Consider the following 19214-nt stretch of genomic DNA (forward strand, 5'->3'; position numbering starts at 1 on the left):
CTGAGACGCTACACCTTGGCGCGCCAGTAATTGAGGATATCCTCGATAGTCTTCTCTATTTTCACCTTAGGAGACCAACCAGTGAGTCGGGAGAATTTGGCTCCATCACCTAACAGAATGGGAATATCGTTCTTTCTAATTTTTGTCGGATTTACTTTGAGCTTGAAATTTTTCTTTGAAAGAGCCGCAAAGACCCCGACCAATTCTGATATCGTATAGCCAATGCCACTAGCAATGTTATATGTCTCCTTACCGACGCATTTTTCAAGGGTCAAAACATAAGCACCAACGATATCATTGATGTTCAGAAACTCACGCTTGGCTTCAATATTGCCAAGTTCGATCAAGGGCGCCCTCTTGCCTTTTTCAATTTCACTTATCTGTTTGGCAATCGTTGGCAAAACAAAACTCTCGGCCTGTCCAGGACCTGTGTGCGTGAAGGGTCTCAGAATGATGCAATCCATACCATCGCTTTGATAATCAGCGCAAATCAGTTCTGCCGCATATTTGCTTATGGCATAGGGGTTCTTTAGAACGATGGATGCATCTTCGGACAAACATTCGCCGCCACCGTATACCTCGCAGGTCGAGGCAAAGTAGAATTGCATTTCCTTATTCAGTGATTTCGCCGCCTCGAGCAGATTTGCCGTACCTACGATATTGGTGCTGTAGGCAATCGGGCGATCGCGGAAGGATTTCGCCACCGAACTTATCGCAGCAAGATGAAAAACGATATCAGGATCATATTGTTTGAATATCTCGACCGTGAGGTCCAGATTCAAGATATCCAGCGCTACGTATTTTCCTTTTTTCGGAAGCAGTTGCGGTAAGCATGTCCCGACTACATCATACTTCGATTCATCCAACGCCTTGATCAAGTGAGAGCCGACAAAACCCTCACTGCCCGTCACAAGAACCGTCTTCATTTAACTACGCTGCGCCAGTAATCCATCAAATCGCTGAGTGTCTTATCGAATGGGATCTCAGGCTTCCACCCGGTAGCTTTTTTGAATTTTTCGGCAGATCCAATGAGTAATTCGACATCTGACGGACGCATCCGGGCAGGATCCTGTTCAACCTTTATGTTGGCCTTTGTCAATGCAACCAATCTATCGAGCAGATCTCCGACCTTCGTGCCTTCGCCTGATGCAATATTATAAACCTCACCTGGTGTGCCCTTTTCAAGGGCGAATGCGTAGGCGCGCACGACGTCCCTGACATCCGAAAAATCGCGCACTGCGTTCAAATTCCCCACACGTAACACAGGCTCTTTTTGACCAAGTTCGATCTCAATCAGCTGCCTCGCGAAAGTCGATGTCACGAATACCTCACCGCGCCTTGGTCCGGTGTGATTGAAAGCACGGGTGCGGACAATCCTCAGACCATAGCTCTTGAAATACTGATAACCCAGAAAATCCTGGGCTACTTTGCTGACCGCGTAGGGACTCAAGGGACGCAGCGGATTGCCTTCAGTTATCGGTATCTCATCTGGATGCACCATGCCATATTCTTCGCTTGATCCGGCTATGTGTATCATCGGATCCAACTTGAGCTCACGCACGCACTCGAAGAGATTCAACTCTCCGATAATGTTCGTCTCCAATGTGGCCTTTGGAGCGTGCCAGGAAAAAGGTACAAAACTCTGAGCGGCCAGATGAAAAACCAAATCCGGTTTGCTCTTCTCGAGAACAGACTTCACCGCAAACGCGTCTGTGATATCACACTCGACGAGGCTCACCTTTTTTTCCATGTGCAGAATATTCTCACGCCTTGAACGCCATTTGATCGTGCCGAAGATCTCATGTTTACCCTCAGCAAGGAAATAGTCTGCGAGATGACTACCCGCGAACCCCGATATGCCGGTTATTAGTATCCTCATATGCTCTCCTTAAAATTTAACAAAAAAGGGAAGATAGCCAATCGGGTCAACTGGCTCGCCCCGAAACCTCACTTCATAGTGAAGATGCGGAGATGTCGATTTGCCAGTGGAACCGACCGTTCCAATGACTTGACCTCCACTAACTCGACTTCCGTTGAGAACATCAATAGAATTGAGATGTCCATAAAAAGTGGAATAATTCTTATTATGTTCGATCACGACATAGTTACCGTAAAGTGAATCCCATCCAGTGCCTTCCACAATACCAGAAGCAGAGGCAATGACCGGCGAAAATTGCGGCGCTGCAATATCGAGACCATTATGCCCAAGATGGAATTCTCTGGATATCTGCCCCATTGTCGGCAGGAGCGCCGGAATGTTCTCGGGCATGTCCTTAAGAACCTCAATATCCGTGTAGTTCGGACTTATTTCTACGATACTGGGTTCAACTGGCTCGGGTGTCTTTTCTATACCCAGCATGACTTTGATCTTACGGTTGTTAGCTTCCGCGACCTGCAAGTTCTCTTTGATCTCCTCGATCTTTGTAAATTCCCTTTCAAGCTGCGCATTGCGACGTCTCAGCATCTCCACCTCCATGGCGCGGACATAGACTGCAGCGTAGTTCAACCCGGCAATGATCGCAACAAGCAGGACCGCAGCAACAATCGCTCCGGCAATGATAAGGAAATTCCTGGATAAGAAGTAGTTCCTTGAACGGCTCGAATCATCCGAGACAACGAGGATTGAGTAGCCTTTTTTCATTGCCTAATCCAAACCCTTTTCACAGACGTGCGCGAGGAGCTCTACCGTACCATTGACATCGTCCAGGTCACAGACTTCACTCGTGCTGTGTATGTACCTGGTTGGTATTGACAGCACCCCACTCATGACCCCACCTTTCACCAGCTGTATGAATGCAGCATCAGTGCTACCGTGCTCAAGAATTTCGAATTGGTGAGGTATTGAAAGGGTTCGCGCGTATTCAGCGAGTTTATCCATGATAATCGGATTCGTTATGAAACCACTGTCTTTTACCTTTATCGCCACCCCCTTGCCGACGCTCACCTGCATCTTATATGCCTCAGGGGTGTCGCCGGTGTCGGTGACATCGACTGCAAGCGCGTAGGCTGGTTCAATCGCATAAGCACCGGTTCTTGCGCCGCGCCCGCCAACCTCTTCCTGTACCGAGAAAACGAAATAGATGTCGTGAATACTCTTCTTCAGTCGCTTGGCCACCTCGATCAGGCAGTAGCATCCAATTCGGTCGTCAATCGCCTTGCCCGCGATGCACTTCTTATTGATGAATACCAACTGCTGGCTGAAAGATGCTATGTCGCCTACCCGCACCTTTCTCTGGACACTCTCCCGGTCGCGCGCGCCGACATCTATGAACATCGATTCGAATTTCGGCCGTCCCGAAGATTTGGATTCATCTTTTGAGGGTTCGATTCCGACAATACCGGTCGTCCCGTTCTCAAAAACAACTCGCTGATAAGGCACCCGCTCGGCGAACACCCCTCCGACATTCGTAAATCTCAGAAATCCGTTTTTGTCTATGTATGTAACGATCAACCCTATTTCATCCATGTGCGCGCAGAGCATGATCTTCTGCCCGCGTTTGGATTTTGCTGGTCGGTGTGCGATCAAATTACCCAATCGGTCGGTGTAAACGTCGGAACAAAGACCTTTGAGTTCTTTTTCTATTATTCCCCGAACGCGATGTTCGCGACCTGTCGGACCGTACGCGTTACATAATACTTCGATCAAACCCATTCCCGTTCCTTTCCCATGATGTTGTTTATGCTGCACCTCAGTAACTTCTCAACAGCTAAAATATCTCCTCTGGACGCAAAAGAGAGCGGCGAATGTATGTATCGTGCCGGTACACTGATCACCGCGCTCCGGACCCCGGGCCCTGCCACGTGCATGGACCCGGCGTCTGTGCCCCCGATCATCGGTCTCTTGTCCTGATAAGGAATCTTCTCCCGCTCAGCGGTTTCACGTATTGTCCTGACAAGCTTCTCATCACATATCACCGAACGATCGGCCGTGGTCACAACCGCACCCGCTCCCAATGCCGGATACTGGGGAGTGTCGCCATCGTCGGGCCACTCGCCCGACGAAGTTGTATCAACTGCGATCGCAACATCCGGCTTAACTCGATTAGCAGCAATACGTGCACCCCTCAGGCCGACCTCTTCCTGCACCGTAAATGAATAAAATGCAGGTAGGTCAGATTCCATTATCATTCGGAGCAAGATGAAACAGCCAATTCTGTTATCGAACGCCTTGCCCTGAACAGAATCACCATTCTCCCTGTATTCGGTACCGAAACTTGCATAATCCCCTACCTGAACGACCTTGCTGGCATCCTCCTTGGACGACATGCCAATGTCGATAAAAAGATCCTTCGTCTTTGGCATTTTCTTTAATTCTTCTTCCTTTGCCAGATGGATCGGTTTATGGCCCATGACACCGAGGACCTTGTCTTTGCCGATGAAGACACGTTTTGCCATCAGGACGTTGGGCATCATGCCGATCGCATGGAATCTCAGCAAACCACTCTTCTCGATTCCGGTTATCATGAGGCCAACCTCATCCATGTGCGCGGCAAGCATTATTCTGGGTCCCTTCTCAGGTCCTTTTCTGACTATCAGGTTGCCGTACGGATCCTCAGATATTTGAGTGGCATGCTTTTTGACTCTTTTCTTTATGTACTCTCTGACCCTGATCTCGTCGCCGCTCACGCCATTCAATTCGCTCAATTCTTTTAAATCCTGTAACACGGTCAAATTATATTTAATTAGCTATTATTGTCAACCTAATCAATTATTGACTACGTCTGGTGTGCGACTATACTTACTGCGGAGGAAAAGATGAATATTTTATTGTATATATCGCTTATCCTCGGATATATTTACGAAGATAGCGACAGCCTCATTGTATACAACGACACGCTTAACATCTGCGGCCAACATACTTACAACATCAAGATACACGCTGCAGACACTGCCAGGTTGTTTATCACGTCCTGGACCGGCAGTGCAGATTCCACAGGCTGGCTTGTACTCAATGCTCCAGACATCCATATCACAGGTTTGTCAATGATCACAGCAGACGGAGCAGGCTACTGGGGAGGCACCGATGCCCATGCAGATGGCTATGGTCAAGGATACGGAGGGGCTGGAAACCTTGGCGGCGGTGGTGGCGGCGGCGCTGGCTACGGAGGCACAGGCGGCAATGGTGGCGGCATTCCCGGCTATGGCGGTATCTCCTACGGCACCAGCGATGATACCATCACACTGATCGGCTCTGGAGGAGGTGCCGGGCGACTCGGTGGTGTGGAAGGCTTCGGCGGCAACGGTGGCGCCAGTGTACTTATAACAGCGAATAGTGTGCGTATAGACTCCTCATCGATCACCTCAATGGGAGCGGCCGGATACGATGCGGTCATCGCGGCCGGCGGTGGCGGATCAGGCGGCGGAATCATGATAAGGGCTGATAGTGTAGCGCTCAGAGCAGACACCTTTGCCATTGAAGGCGGTCCGGGTGGCGACACTGACGAATACGGCGGCTACGGAGGCGGTGGCGCTGGAGGAGGACGCCTCAAGGTGTTCTACCATTCTTTTCTGGATACATCGGATCTACAGATCACATATGGGGGCGGTGAGGGCGGAATAGGGGGTTGGGGTAATGGTCAACCCGGTATGCCCGGCACAACGTTCTTCGGTGTGGAAACAGGGATATCACAAATCGTCAGTTGGATGAATCCGGCGTTCATCATACGGCCAAACCCAACCCGCGGCACAATGCATATCACGACGAAAATGACACCAGCGCAAATCAAACTGTATGATATTTCAGGCCGATTGATCATGAGTTTGGAACTCGTGAATCAACGCGAAACGGTTGATTTACGCGATCTGCAACGTGGCGTCTATTTTATGATTGCGGAAAATCAAGAGATGCGTCCGTGCAAGATCGTCGTTATTGACTGAGCGGGGATAACGGGTCCGTCGTGCTAACCATAAAGTGCGCCAGATGTAAAGGGAAGATTTTCCGGTATCTGAAGGTCGGCAAGGGCCACGTGCTCCGCTGTTATAAGTCCCGGATTTCGAGAGATTACAGCATACGTGAAGGAAGTGAGGTCTTATGCCGATGCGGTAATCTCATCGGCATCGAAGCAGACAAATGCATAAAAATGCGTAGAAATGCTTTCTTTCACACGGGAACCAAGGTCAGCAAGTGTTGACGAGAAAGACCCAATAGCGTAACGGCTGAGACGGTCCTCGACTTGGAACAGCACTATTCTCTTGCATTCAAATCAAAAGTGTGTATAATTGCCAGATCAATCATTCTTTACACATGATTCAAATGAGAGTTCAAAGACACTAGTTTGTATTAAGGGATGAGACTTTTAAGGAGGCTAATAAGATGGACGCAAAAGTCAGTGATTTTCTAAAACAACGGTTAGGGGATGAGGGCTATGGAAAGCTATCACGAATTGACAATCCTGGTCTGCATGCATTCGTTGCCAAGTATGTAGAGCACTGCAATCCGGATAAGGTATTCATCTGTACAGATGACCCTGCCGACCTCAAATACGTGAGAGAAGCGGCGCTCAAGAACGGTGAGGAAGAACCACTTGCCACCGAGGGTCATACAATTCACTTTGACAACTCCAAAGACCAGGCCCGCGACAAAGAGCATACGCTAATTCTTGTACCGAAGGGTACTGACCTGGGAGCAACGATCAAAACAGGAAACCGCGACGAGTGCCTCAAGGAAGTGCATGAAATAATGAAGGATATCATGAAAGGCCGTGAAGCATACGTCCGATTCTTCTGCCTCGGCCCCACCAATTCTGAGTTCTCTCTCCCGAGCGTTCAAATAACTGATTCCGCATATGTCGCTCACAGTGAAGATATCCTGTACCGTCAGGGATTTGAGGAATTCGTGCGCCAGGGGAAAAACGCCAAGTTCTTCAAAGTAGTGCATTCCGCAGGTGAGCTGGACGAGCGAAAGACCTGCAAGAACCTCGACAAACGGCGTGTTTACATTGACCTCCTCGAGAATCTTGTTTACAGCTGCAACACACAGTATGGTGGTAATACAATCGGCCTGAAAAAATTATCGATGCGATTAGCGATAAAGAGAGGATCAGAAGAAGGATGGCTCACTGAACATATGCTCGTCATGGGCATTCATGGTCCACAAAATCGTGTCACATATTTCACTGGTGCGTTTCCTTCTCTCTGCGGCAAAACGTCAACGGCCATGCTCGACAGCGAGACAATCGTCGGTGATGACATCGCCTATCTGAGAAAGAAAGACGGCGAGGTCCGTGCGGTAAACGTTGAAAAAGGTATGTTCGGTATTATCCAGGGGATCAACTCTGAAGATGATCCAATCCAGTGGAAGGCTTTGCATACTCCAGGTGAACTCATATTTTCCAATGTGTTAGTAACACCTGAAAAAGACGTGCACTGGATCGGCAAAGACGGCGACCTACCGCCTAAAGGCTGTAATCATGCGGGTGATTGGACCCCGGGCAAGAAGGATGCAAAAGGCAATGAGATTCCCCCTTCGCATCCCAATGCAAGGTTCACGCTTTCACTCGAGAATCTTGAAAACCTCGATAAGACCCTCCACGACCCTAAGGGAGTCGTAGTCGGTGGCATGGTCTATGGCGGACGTGATTCGGACACCTGGGTACCAGTCGAAGAATCATTCGACTGGGCGCACGGCATAATTACAAAAGGTGCCTCCCTTGAATCAGAAACGACCGCCGCAACCCTGGGTCAGGCCGGTGTGAGAAAATTCAACCTCATGTCGAATCTCGACTTCTTGTCGATCCCGGTCGGGCAGTACATTCAAAACAACCTGGATTTTTCCAAAGGTCTGAAAACGACACCGCTCATTTTCTCGGTGAATTATTTCCTTAAAGATAAAGAAGGTAATTTCCTCAATGCAAAAACCGATAAGAAAGTATGGTATAAGTGGATGGAACTTCGAGCTCACAAAGATGTCGGAGCGATCGATACACCAACAGGCCGCATCCCCAAATACGAAGACCTCAAGAAACTCTTCAAGGAAGTTCTGAACAAAGACTACACCGAGGAAGATTACAGGAAGCAGTTTACGGTACGTGTGCCCGAGAGCCTCGCTAAGATCGACCGCATCAAGGAGATCTACGAAACCAAGGTCAATGATACACCAAAAATCCTATTCGACGTTCTCGAAGAACAGCGCAAAAGATTGTTGGAGGCACAAAAGAAACACGGCGATTATATCACACCAGAAAAACTCGCGTAGGAAACCAAAAGATCAAAACAGACGAAAAGGGTCGGCCTGCGCCGGCCCTTTTTTTCTTGAAACAAAAATACACCAATGATTTGCTCACTTTTTCAGCCTATCTTCATTGACACGAACAACAATCACGCTATAATCTGCGGGAGACAATTAAAAGAACCTTGCCATTTTAGAAAATCTAAGGAGGTCAAAATATGTCCAGGAGAAAAATCGAGGATTTTGTCCGGGAACGCGATGAATTGATCGAGAACATGTCCAGATACTGCGGGCAAAATGCAAAGCGATTCTTTCATCTTGATTCACAGATCTACGAGGCTGGCGCCTTGCCCGCGAAAACCAAAGAATTGCTGGGCCTGGTCGCCTCGCTCGTCCTGCGCTGCGAGGACTGCATAGATTATCATTTGGTGAATTGCCATAAAAACGGAGTCAGTGATGAAGAACTCGCAGAAACCATGACGGTCGGGCTCATTGCCGGCGGTTCGATAACGATACCTCATCTCCGCAGGGCTTACGCGAGCTGGGACGAGCTGAAAAAAGGTGGTTTGAAATGACATCCGAATTCAATGATTTCAGAATATGGCACAGCGAAAATGCGCTTATGCAGGTTGTCAAGGCACTGAAAAAGAGGGATTTCGATGCCGAATATTTCCCTGATGCTGCTGGTGCGAATGAAGCGTTGCTGAAGGTTATACCGGAAAAAGCAACCGTTGGTATCGGTGGTTCGGTTACCGTACGCGAACTCCGTATCATCGGGCAACTCGAGAAACGCGGCAACGAAGTCACCCACCACTGGAAGCCCGAGGCCACGAAAGAAACAAACCGTGAAATAAGAAAAAAAGAAGGAACGGCGGATTATTATCTGACGAGTGCCAACGCGATAACCGAGCAAGGTGATGTAATCAATATCGATGGCATAGGGAACCGTGTCGCCCACATGATCTACGGTCCTGACAATGTCATTATCGTTGCCGGATACAACAAGATCGTTCCCGATATCGACTCTGGAGTCAGACGCAGCAGAGAAATCGCTGGAGTCATCAATGCAAAGAGAGTCGGCGCCAAGACACCATGTGCCGAGACAGGCAATTGTGTTAACTGCAATGCGCCGGGCAGGATATGCCGGGTCACGACGATAATGCAATACCGACCATGGCAAACGAATATCAAGGTCATTCTCGTTAATGAGATTCTGGGTTACTAGTATGAAGGTCGGTTTTCTACAATTCAATCCGTCATTCGGCAACAAGAAAAAAAACTTCGAAGATGTCAAGGCACTGTTGAGAGGCACGACCGCGGACATTGTAGTACTCCCCGAACTGTTCAACACGGGCTATGCATTTTTAGATAAAAAGGAATTGATGGAACTGGCCGAACCCGCCGATGGAGAAACGAGCCGTTTCATGCAGAAACTGGCACATGACGCAAACTGTTCGTTTGCATATGGTTTTGCTGAAATAGTGGATGATTCTCTTTACAACTCCATGTCTTTTGTCACCCCGACAGGAATTATCGCCACTTATCGAAAATCACATCTTTTTTTCGAAGAAAAATTCTTGTTCAAACCTGGCGATACCGGTTTCACCATCTTCGAATACAGCGGCGTAAAATTCGGCATGCTCATATGCTGGGACTGGATCTACCCGGAAGCCATGAGAACGCTGGCGCTAAAGGGAGCGCAGATAATTCTCCATGCCGCGAATCTTGTGACACCATACTGTCCCGACGCTATGAAGACACGGGCTATTGAGAATCGTGTTTTCATCATTACTGCGGACCGTGTCGGCAACGAAGCGCGGGGTGATAAAAAATTCCACTTCATCGGCAAAAGCCAGGTCGTCGCCCCAAACGGCGACATATTGGTCCGTGCGGGAGAGGAAATCTGTGTGAGGATCGTCGACATCGAGCCAGATCTGGCACTCGACAAGAAGATGAACATGCACAATGACCTTTTCGGTGACCGGAGAGCGGATATCTATTTTGAGTAGTCACTCTACCACGTACGTCTACACCACCCTCACATAATGGTGACCGCGCCTCCAGAGAGAGAGTATCGATAATACATCATATCATTGACAAAAAATGCAATCTATCTAGAATTATCAAGAGAATGAACAAAGGAATCCCAAAAATCGTAATCTGCGAGAAGTGCGGCACTGAAAACTCTGAGGGCACAACACATTGTGTCAAATGTGGCGAAGAATTATATCATGATTATTACAGGGGACTCCAACTCCGTAACACACTCATCACCCTAGGTCTGTTCCTGCTCCCCTTCGTCATCTTCTTCTACATTCTCAATTTTGAGACGTCAAGGCACTTCGAAGATCTGGTAAAGCAGCAACTGAGCTACTCTGTTGAGGTAAACGCCCGGGCAATAAAGACCTTCCTCGAAGAACGTAAACATGATCTCCTCTCTATCGCTACTATGGATGTAGCCGAGATAACCGATGTCCGTACCAGAAGAACATTCCTGCAGAGATTCTTGAAGGAAAAGCCATCATTCGACTTCATCGCTGCTGCAGACCCGTCCGGAAAAATGATCTTCTCAACCAATGATCTGCGAGGCACGGTAGACAAACGCATATATTTCAGAAAATCGATGACCGGTGAGTTCTACAACAGCGGCATATTCTACTCGGACATCCTCGATACATCAGCGATGATAATTTCTACACCGCTCTACAATCGCAATGACCGGCAGATCGGCGTCATACTCGCATCCATTTCGTTGAAGGCGCTCTACGACCTTATTCTGGACCTGCGCATCGGCCGGACGAGCGAAATCTTCCTGGTAGACGAGAATGGTATTTTCCTCTCCCCTTCCAGGCTCGGCGGCACGGTACTCAAGGAATACGGATATTACAGCAAAGACGCGAACCCCCATGCCGACGGCGGCGGAGTGCTCATTCATCGTGATTATCGCGGCGAGAATGTAATCTGCGCCTACCGAAGCTTCGAGGAATTCCACGGGTACCTCGTGTCAGAGATGGATGTCGACGAGGCACTCGCACCGGTAGCGCGGCTGAAGAGCGTTATTTTCTATATATTCTTGATATTTGGAGGTTTCCTGGTTTTCTCGTCGGTATTCTTCTCCCGGCAAGTAACCAATGTGTTGAAAAATCTGACCGGAGCGTTGAAGTCAGCACTCGACGATGCCCATCAGAAGAAAACAACAATCGATACAATAAACGCTGAACTACGCAAGCGTCTGCGCGATTGTGAATCTCTGAGCAAGCAGTTACGCGTTTCAGAAGAATACATCAAGAATATCATAAACAGTATATCGAGCGGTGTAGTCGCTTTTGACCGAGAACTCAGGATAACCTATTACAATGATTTCGTGCGAACATTGTCCGGTATGAAAGACATAGAGATAAATACAAACCTTTATGAGGCCCTGCCACTGTTGAAGAATGACGTCATCACCAAGGCAATAGACGACATATTCACCCACAAGGAACCTTTTTATATTATGAAAACATCGGTCTCAAGTGACGACCGTGATTATATCTTCAGCATATCCGGATTCCCGATAAGGCATGAGACCGATATTTCCGGGGCAACACTTCTGATGAATGACATCACAAAAGAAGTGAAGATGCAGGCCCAGATGGCGGATTATGAAAAACTATCGGCGCTGAGCCAGGTTGCCCTCGGCGCGGCGCACGAAATAAATAATCCTCTGCTTGGCATCACGTCATATATTGAACTGTTGATCGAAGAAGAGAAGGATGTGGAGAGAAGAACACAGGCCAAGCAGGTTCTGGACAGTGCGTACCGCATTTCTGAAACGATCAAGGGACTTCTAAACTTTGCAAGACCTTCGCCGCCTTCGTTCACCAAGATCAACATCAACAAATTGATCTCCGAAACAATTTCCTTTCTCAATCACCAGCCGCTGTTCAGGAAAATCAAATTTCAGAAGCAGCTCGCTGATTCCCTGCCCCATATCACCGCAGATGCCAATCAAGTCCGCCAGGTACTGCTGAATATTTTTCTCAACGCTGGCCAGGCCATGCCTGAAGGCGGCATCATAGCAGTAATGACCAACAAGGTCAAATTCGAAGAGCAGATAGAGATCAGAATAAACGATACCGGAGTGGGCATTTCAGATGAAGACTTAAAGCGCGTATTCGATCCTTTTTTCACCACAAAAAAAGGCGAGGGCACAGGACTGGGTCTGAGCATAAGCTACAGTTATGTCAAAAGCCACAAAGGGCAGATCGCGATAAGCAGTAGTCCAGGCAAGGGCACGGAAGTAGCATTAATGCTTCCCATAAGGCAAGAAACGAGAACCAAAACTGAGGTATTGGAATAATGGCAGCGTCCGTACTGATAATCGATGATGAAGTGTTGACTTTAAATAACTTGAAGCGGGCACTAATAAAGGAAGGTTATGAGGTGCTGGTCGCAGACTCGGGTGAAACCGGCTTAGAGATCTTCAGAAGGCATCGGCCCAACATAGTGCTTGCTGACCTGATGCTACCTGGTATCGATGGCATCGAAGTCCTCAAACAAGTAAAAAGTTCGGAAGCCACTACTGCGGTAATCATGATAACCGCCTACGAGATAATTGAAAAAGCGATTGAAGCTATGAAACTGGGTGCATATGATTACCTGATGAAACCGTTCAAGATAACCGAGCTGAAAGCCAGCATCGCGCGGGCACTGGAACTCCAATCGTTAAGGGTCAGGGTCTCAGATACCGTTGAAACTGAAAAAGGGAAATACTACTTTGACCGCATAATCGCCCAAAGCAAAAAAATGATCGAAGCCGTGAGAACTGCACGCCGCGTTGCGCCGCTTGAGAAAACAACAATCCTCCTTACTGGAGAGAGCGGCGTTGGCAAAGGACTCCTCGCCCGTGCGATTCATTACAATAGCGGCCGCGCCGAGGAACAGTTCATCGAGCTCAACTGTGCAGCTGTGCCGGACAACCTCATGGAGAGCGAACTCTTTGGTTATGAACCAGGTGCTTTTACTGATGCGCGCCGTCGCAAGATAGGCCTGTTGGAAAAGGCCGATCACGGGACTTTCTTCCTCGATGAGATAGCTGATATGCCGCTTCCCCTTCAGGCGAAAATCCTCAAGGTACTTGAAGAACAGTCTTTCACCCGTCTTGGCGGTACAACACAGATAACCGTAGACGTGCGTATCCTCGCCGCCACCAATAAAAACCTGCAGGCTGAGATGGAACAAGATAATTTCAGGGAGGACTTGTTCTACCGTCTTAACGTCGTACCGATCGCAATTCCTCCACTTCGTGAGAGAGAAGAAGATGTCATACCCCTGGCACTCGCATTCATGAAGGACTTCAATGTTGAACTCCATAGATCATTCAGGGGTATATCGGAACAAGCTGCAAGCGCGCTGGTCAATCATAAATGGCCGGGTAATGTCCGCGAGCTACGTAATATTATCGAAAGAGTCATGGCCTTGTATCAGGTTGAAGAAATAGATATCCAGTATTTACCGGCAGAGATAACCGTTACCAGGGCAATAGAACCGGTCATCAAGGACCAGATCGACAAGAAGACTTTCGTCACTATTGAAGAACTCGAGGAAAAATACATAAAAGAAGTGCTCAACTATACCGGTGGGAACAAAACCCGCGCAGCTAGAATATTGGGCATACATCCAACATCTTTGTTCAGAAAAATCAAGAAAAGCAAGTAGGTTATTCAGCATAAACTGCATCCAAAAATGGCAAGTTCTTTTTGCACTATAGCATTATGCTATGCTTAATAGCATAAAGATTCACCTCCAGAATAGAAGTCTCATAATTTCAACATAATTCCCAGGCACACTTATTGCATATACATTTCTTCAATGGAGGTTATTGATGGTAAAAATAAATGAGACAAAGATTAGAGAGAAAAAATATGACCCTTTCATAGAAGCAACGATGCAATACGAAAGGGCGGCATACTCCCTGGATCTTGAGCCATGGATATATAACCGGCTCAAGTTCCCGGAGAAAGAACTGACCGTGCATATGACCATCACTCGTGACGATGGCAATGTCGAAACCTATACCGGCTACCGAGTACAGCATTGCACGGTGCGTGGTCCGGGTAAGGGCGGTATTCGTTACAGTCCAGACGCGTCGCTCAGCGAGTGCAAGGCGCTCGCCGCGTGGATGACCTGGAAGACAGCCGTTATGGACCTGCCACTTGGCGGTGCTAAGGGCGCGGTGATCTGCAATCCCCCGGAGATGACCGAAAGTGAGCTGGAAAAACTCACGAAAGAATACACATATTCCATAAAAGAGATCATTGGACCGAACCGGGACATCCCGGCACCAGATGTCTGGACCAATGCCCGAACCATGGCCTGGATATGCGATGCATATAGTCGCTATGTCGGTCACTTTGAACCAGCCGTGGTTACGGGAAAACCACTGGAAATCGGGGGCTCTCTCGGACGGGCTGGAGCCACAGGTCTTGGTATGTATTTCTCCCTGCTTGAGGCCTCAAAGCACCTTGAATATCCGCTCGAGGGAAAACGTGTTGCCATTATCGGTTACGGTAACGTTGGCAGCTCCATAGCAGAATTGCTCCACCCGTATGGCTGCAAAATCATCGCAATAACCGATATGTACGGCGGCATCCATAACAAAAATGGAATCGACATCCCTGGTCTGTGTGAACACGTCAACCAAACAAAAACTGTCAAAGGATTCAAGAAATACGATTCGATCACAAATGAAGAGTTACTGGCGCTCAACTGCGATATCCTCCTCCCATGCGCGATCGAAGGCATGATAAATGAGAAAAATGCCCACAAGATCAAGGCTAAGATAATATGTGAAGGCGCAAATGGACCCACTACTGCCGATGCCGATGAGATACTGGCTGAAAAAGATGTCTTCATGCTCCCTGATATCCTCGCCAACGCCGGTGGCGTTACGGTATCATACCTGGAATGGATACAGGACCTTCAAAAGTGCTTCTTTAGCGAAGAAGAAGTCAAGAACCGGTGCTGGAGAATGATGCAGAAAGCGTTCTGGGATGTTGTGCGTGTCTCTGACAAGCACAAAACAAACACGCGGCACGCTGCATACATCCTTGCCGTTCAAAGAGTCGCTGATTCGATCAGACTGTTCGGAAAGATCGGTCGAAATTAGTCCTTCCAGTAGCTTGATAAAGCCGGGTTCTTCAGAACCCGGCTTTTTTGTTATCACATTCAACTCAGAATATCAACATACGGACAGCAGAAAACCGCTCTCAAACAACTGCATTCTGCAATAGTGCATATGGCAACAACATGTTGACTATCGACGAAAACTAAGTATAATAATAGCCCGAGAAAGGAGTGATATGAAAATCAACACGAAAGAACTATCAACTATAGTTGACAAATATCACGCAGAAAAAGCATCTCTGATTGCCGTCCTGCAGGATGTTCAAGAAAAGTATCACTGGCTGCCCCCCGAAACCCTCCAATTCGTCGCCGATAAACTCAACGTCCCGCTCATCGATGTCTACAGTGTTGCGACCTTCTACCGTGCTTTCAGCCTAACACCACGGGGTGAGCACGTTGTGACCGTATGCCTGGGCACGGCTTGTCATGTACGTGGGGCACCCCTTGTCCAGGACCGGCTGAAAAATCTACTTAAAATCGACCCCGGCTGCACCACGCCTGACAGGAGATTCACTCTGGAGAATGTAAACTGCCTTGGGGCATGTGCATTAGCACCGATCGTGGTCGTCGATGGTAACTATCACGGCCAGACCACAATCAAGAAGGTCGATCAAATCCTTGAAAAGTACAAAAAGAAACCCAGGAAAAAATCAACAACAAGGAAAAGAAAAAAGTAGCACATGATCCTTTCCCAAATACAGATACTGTTGAATGCAGAATTCATATCCGGACAAACAGCCCAACATCTTGATATAAAATACGCCAAAGCATCAGACCTTATGAGCGATGTTCTTGCTTTCTCGAAACCATATTCTGAACGAAATACACTCCTCGTAACTGGACTGACCAACAAGCAAGTGGTCAGAACTTGTGAGATCGCAGGTGTTGGAGCAATCATATTCGTCCGTGGTAAGAACCCTACAGAGGAAACAATAGAACTTGCCGAGCAGTGCAACATTCCACTGCTTACCACCAAACTGAAGATGTTTGAAGCCTGCGGCATTCTGTACACAGAAGGCATCATCGGCGCTACCCCGGATGCCTTTGAGAACAAATAAGATGCGATCCGAGGTACTATTGAAACAGGAGTTCAAGATCGAAGGCGGGGATTTCGTCAATGCAGGTGAATCATCCTGTAAGGTCAGGAATACACTGCGCGAGATCGGTATCGAGAGTGATCTTGTGAGACGCGTGGCGATCGCGGCATACGAGGCTGAAATGAATGTAGTAATGTACGCCCGTCGGGGTACAATGCAGGTGAATGTATGCCGGGACAATATCTTACTGATTATCGATGACAAAGGCCCAGGGATCGAAAACATCGACCTTGCCATGCAACCAGGCTATTCGACGGCAACCGAAGAAATGCGGGAGATGGGTTTTGGCGCTGGTATGGGTCTTCCCAACATGAAGAAGAATGCTGATGTCTTCAAAATAACCTCTCGCGTCGGCAAGGGCACGAGGATAGAGATTAAAATATTTCTCAACGGGAACAATGCCTGAACAGATCTTCATTCACTCAATAAAGGTCGACGAGGAAAAATGCATAGGCTGTGTTGCATGCATGAAGACCTGCCCCACCAAAGCAATAAGAATACGCCGGGAAAAAGCACGTATCAACTTTGAGAAGTGCATCGATTGCGGAGCATGTCTGCGTGTCTGCCCGTATGGAGCCATAATACCTATCACAACCGCATCTTCTGACCTCGATCGGTTCAAATTCAAGATCGCACTACCCTCACCAGTGATCTATACTCAATTTGGTGAACAGGTAATGCCCAACGAAATCCTGACAATAATCAGTGAAATAGGTTTTGACCACGTCTATGATGAAGCGTTGGTTTGTGAAATGATCAGTGTAGCAATCGAAGAATATCTCGACGAAAACAAATCACCGCGTCCGATAATATCTTCCACATGTCCGGTCGTTGTGAGGCTCATCCAGAGACTCTTCCCCAGTCTGTGTAAGAATATTTTGCCCCTTGAACCACCGCGTGAAATCGCGGCCAAGAACCTTCGCATTGAAGTAAATAGAGAAAAGGGTTACGCACCTGAAGAGATCGGAATTATTGACATCACCCCATGCTCTGCGAAAATGGTCTCGATAACCAGACCTGAGACCATGGAAAAATCAAACCTCGACGGCGCGATATCGATAAAGGAAATATACAACAAAGTCATGATGAAACTGAAACGGAATCTGCCAATGACTATGATGCAGACGCAAAATCGTATCAGCGGCATCGGTATTGGCTGGGCATTTGAAGGTGGCGAGATTCGGGGACTCAAATACACAAATTCGGTCTCGGTATCAGGAGTTCTCAACACAATACGAATCCTCGAAGATGTTGAGTCGGGTCGGCTTAAGAACATCGAGTACCTCGAATGCTTGATATGCCCCGATGGATGTATCGGAGGACCGCTGACCGTCGAGAATAGATTCATCGCGAAGAGCAATGTCTTGAGACTCATCAGACATTTCGGTGGTAAGAAGAGGGTAAATACTGAAATGGTACGAAAACTGTACAAGGAGAATTTCTTTTCCTTCAAGTGGGCGGTCGAGCCAAAGTCATTTCCACCGCTTGACAAAGACCGCGATAAAGCGATCAAGAAATTGAAGGATAAAGAGAGATTAATAAAGCAACTCCCTGGCACCGACTGCGGTGTATGTGGTGCACCGGACTGCCAAACGCTGGCCGAGGATATCGTAAGGGGTGAAGCAAAACTTGAGGATTGTATTCATTATAATAAAATTGTGATGAAGGACAAAAATAGTACCGGAGATAAAAATGAAGCTCGCAGAAATCGTTAAGCAATGCAATTTGAAATTAGGATCCGGAGAGACATCGCTTGACCGCGAGGTAACTGGGGGCTATTCCAGTGACCTCCTGAGCGACGTGATGGCTCATAGCAAAAAAGGAAATATCTGGATCACTCTGCAGGCACATCCCAACATCATCGCCGTGGCGGTGCTCAAGGAACTGTCTGCCATCGTGCTGGTAAACGGACGCAAACCTGATGAGGAGACGATCAATAAGGCTCAATCCGAGAACGTTCCTCTCCTGACAAGCGAGTCATCGGCTTTCGACCTTATCGGTCATCTCTATGGTATGGGCTTGCGTGGAACGCTCTGATGCTCAAATGTTTGGACGCCGACCTCCATATCCATTCCTGTTTATCACCATGCGCCGACCTGATGATGTCACCCAAGAGAATTGTTGAAATGGCCGTCAAAAAAGGTCTGGATATGATCGCCATATGCGACCATAACTCCGCAGAAAATATTAGCGCCGCTCTGAAAGTTGCACACAACACCGTACTGACAGTACTTCCTGGGATGGAGATCACCACTGTCGAAGAAGTACATGTCATTGGCATATTCCCGAGTTATGATGCGATCTTGTCCATACAGGAATCGGTTTACGCCAGGCTCACGCCGGGGGAGAACAAAGAGGACCTCTTCGGCGAACAGATAATCGCTAATGAAATTGACGAAGTCGAAGGTTATAACCACAGGCTGTTGATTGGCGCTACTAACTTCTCGATCGAAGAGGTCGTACAGGAAATTCACGATCTCCAAGGCTTAGCCATAGCGTCACATGTCGACCGGGAAGTATATAGTATAATCGGACAATTGGGCTTCATCCCAGACGGATTGGATCTTGATGCCCTTGAGATATCGTCACTGGTTACATATGATGAGGCTGCCCGCAGAATACCCCAACTTACACACTACCCCGTAGTAACATCTTCCGACGCTCACAACCTCGAGGACATCGGCCAGAGAACAACAAGATTCTGGATAGAAAAGCCAACGATAGATGAGATAAGAAACGCTTTTCAGAAAAGGGAAGGACGCGGTATTGTACTGGAGAATTGA

At 47.9% G+C, this 19214-nt stretch carries 19 protein-coding genes and 1 pseudogene; 15 read left to right on the forward strand and 5 right to left on the reverse strand.

Annotation, left to right across the window (positions count from 1 at the left end):
* Positions 1-8 precede the first annotated feature (8 nt).
* The 5 genes from OEV79_07085 to OEV79_07105 are packed head-to-tail and all read right to left on the reverse strand — an operon-like array spanning position 9 to position 4665.
* Positions 9-926, reverse strand: a complete 918-nt coding sequence (locus OEV79_07085) for a GDP-mannose 4,6-dehydratase (protein ID MDH4211198.1) — start codon at positions 924-926, stop codon at positions 9-11.
* On the reverse strand, positions 923-1879 hold the full coding sequence (locus OEV79_07090; GenBank protein MDH4211199.1) for a GDP-mannose 4,6-dehydratase: 957 nt from the start codon (positions 1877-1879) through the stop codon (positions 923-925). The genes OEV79_07085 and OEV79_07090 overlap by 4 nt, the downstream gene beginning before the upstream one ends.
* Positions 1880-1888: 9 nt before the next feature.
* Complete coding sequence (locus tag OEV79_07095; GenBank protein ID MDH4211200.1) at positions 1889-2641, reverse strand: M23 family metallopeptidase; 753 nt, start codon at positions 2639-2641, stop codon at positions 1889-1891.
* A gap of 3 nt (positions 2642-2644) precedes the next feature.
* Positions 2645-3688: a M42 family metallopeptidase gene (locus tag OEV79_07100; protein MDH4211201.1), complete on the reverse strand. Its 1044-nt coding sequence runs from the start codon at positions 3686-3688 to the stop codon at positions 2645-2647.
* Entirely contained in the window at positions 3643-4665 is a 1023-nt protein-coding gene (locus OEV79_07105) for a M42 family metallopeptidase (protein ID MDH4211202.1), read from the reverse strand. Before OEV79_07105 ends, OEV79_07100 begins: the two co-directional genes overlap by 46 nt.
* 90 nt (positions 4666-4755) lie before the next feature.
* Here OEV79_07105 and OEV79_07110 point away from each other — a divergent pair, with 90 nt between their 5' ends.
* The 15 genes and pseudogenes from OEV79_07110 (at position 4756) to OEV79_07180 (ending at position 19214) form a co-directional block, all read left to right on the forward strand.
* Positions 4756-5877 (forward strand): T9SS type A sorting domain-containing protein, encoded by a 1122-nt coding sequence (locus OEV79_07110; protein MDH4211203.1) that lies wholly within the window; start codon positions 4756-4758, stop codon positions 5875-5877.
* Between the two features lie 20 nt (positions 5878-5897).
* Entirely contained in the window at positions 5898-6131 is a 234-nt protein-coding gene (locus tag OEV79_07115; protein ID MDH4211204.1) for a hypothetical protein, read from the forward strand.
* Positions 6132-6313: 182 nt separating this feature from the next.
* Positions 6314-8194, forward strand: coding sequence for a phosphoenolpyruvate carboxykinase (GTP) (locus tag OEV79_07120; GenBank protein ID MDH4211205.1), 1881 nt, complete (start codon positions 6314-6316; stop codon positions 8192-8194).
* Positions 8195-8469: 275 nt separating this feature from the next.
* Positions 8470-8742, forward strand: a pseudogene (locus OEV79_07125) (carboxymuconolactone decarboxylase family protein).
* A complete protein-coding gene (locus tag OEV79_07130; protein MDH4211206.1) occupies positions 8739-9392 on the forward strand; it encodes a lactate utilization protein in 654 nt (217 codons plus the stop codon). The pseudogene OEV79_07125 and the gene OEV79_07130 overlap by 4 nt, the downstream one beginning before the upstream one ends.
* Positions 9373-10176, forward strand: a complete 804-nt coding sequence (locus OEV79_07135) for a hypothetical protein (GenBank protein ID MDH4211207.1) — start codon at positions 9373-9375, stop codon at positions 10174-10176. The genes OEV79_07130 and OEV79_07135 overlap by 20 nt, the downstream gene beginning before the upstream one ends.
* Before the next feature lie 122 nt (positions 10177-10298).
* A complete protein-coding gene (locus tag OEV79_07140; protein ID MDH4211208.1) occupies positions 10299-12509 on the forward strand; it encodes an ATP-binding protein in 2211 nt (736 codons plus the stop codon).
* Complete coding sequence (locus OEV79_07145) at positions 12509-13867, forward strand: sigma-54 dependent transcriptional regulator (protein MDH4211209.1); 1359 nt, start codon at positions 12509-12511, stop codon at positions 13865-13867. The genes OEV79_07140 and OEV79_07145 overlap by 1 nt, the downstream gene beginning before the upstream one ends.
* Positions 13868-14033: 166 nt before the next feature.
* A complete protein-coding gene (locus OEV79_07150; GenBank protein ID MDH4211210.1) occupies positions 14034-15317 on the forward strand; it encodes a Glu/Leu/Phe/Val dehydrogenase in 1284 nt (427 codons plus the stop codon).
* A gap of 193 nt (positions 15318-15510) precedes the next feature.
* A complete protein-coding gene (nuoE, locus tag OEV79_07155; protein MDH4211211.1) occupies positions 15511-16011 on the forward strand; it encodes an NADH-quinone oxidoreductase subunit NuoE in 501 nt (166 codons plus the stop codon).
* A 3-nt stretch (positions 16012-16014) separates the two neighbouring features.
* Positions 16015-16392, forward strand: a complete 378-nt coding sequence (locus OEV79_07160; protein ID MDH4211212.1) for a hypothetical protein — start codon at positions 16015-16017, stop codon at positions 16390-16392.
* Positions 16373-16837: an ATP-binding protein gene (locus OEV79_07165; protein MDH4211213.1), complete on the forward strand. Its 465-nt coding sequence runs from the start codon at positions 16373-16375 to the stop codon at positions 16835-16837. Before OEV79_07160 ends, OEV79_07165 begins: the two co-directional genes overlap by 20 nt.
* Positions 16830-18146, forward strand: coding sequence for a 4Fe-4S dicluster domain-containing protein (locus OEV79_07170; GenBank protein MDH4211214.1), 1317 nt, complete (start codon positions 16830-16832; stop codon positions 18144-18146). Before OEV79_07165 ends, OEV79_07170 begins: the two co-directional genes overlap by 8 nt.
* On the forward strand, positions 18124-18468 hold the full coding sequence (locus OEV79_07175) for a DRTGG domain-containing protein (protein MDH4211215.1): 345 nt from the start codon (positions 18124-18126) through the stop codon (positions 18466-18468). The genes OEV79_07170 and OEV79_07175 overlap by 23 nt, the downstream gene beginning before the upstream one ends.
* Positions 18468-19214 carry a PHP domain-containing protein gene (locus OEV79_07180; GenBank protein MDH4211216.1) on the forward strand — a complete coding sequence of 249 codons (747 nt, stop codon included), beginning with the start codon at positions 18468-18470 and terminating at the stop codon, positions 19212-19214. Before OEV79_07175 ends, OEV79_07180 begins: the two co-directional genes overlap by 1 nt.

This window comes from candidate division WOR-3 bacterium, assembly GCA_029858255.1.
Lineage (GTDB): Bacteria > Hydrothermota > Tepidihabitantia > SM23-42 > SM23-42 > SM23-42.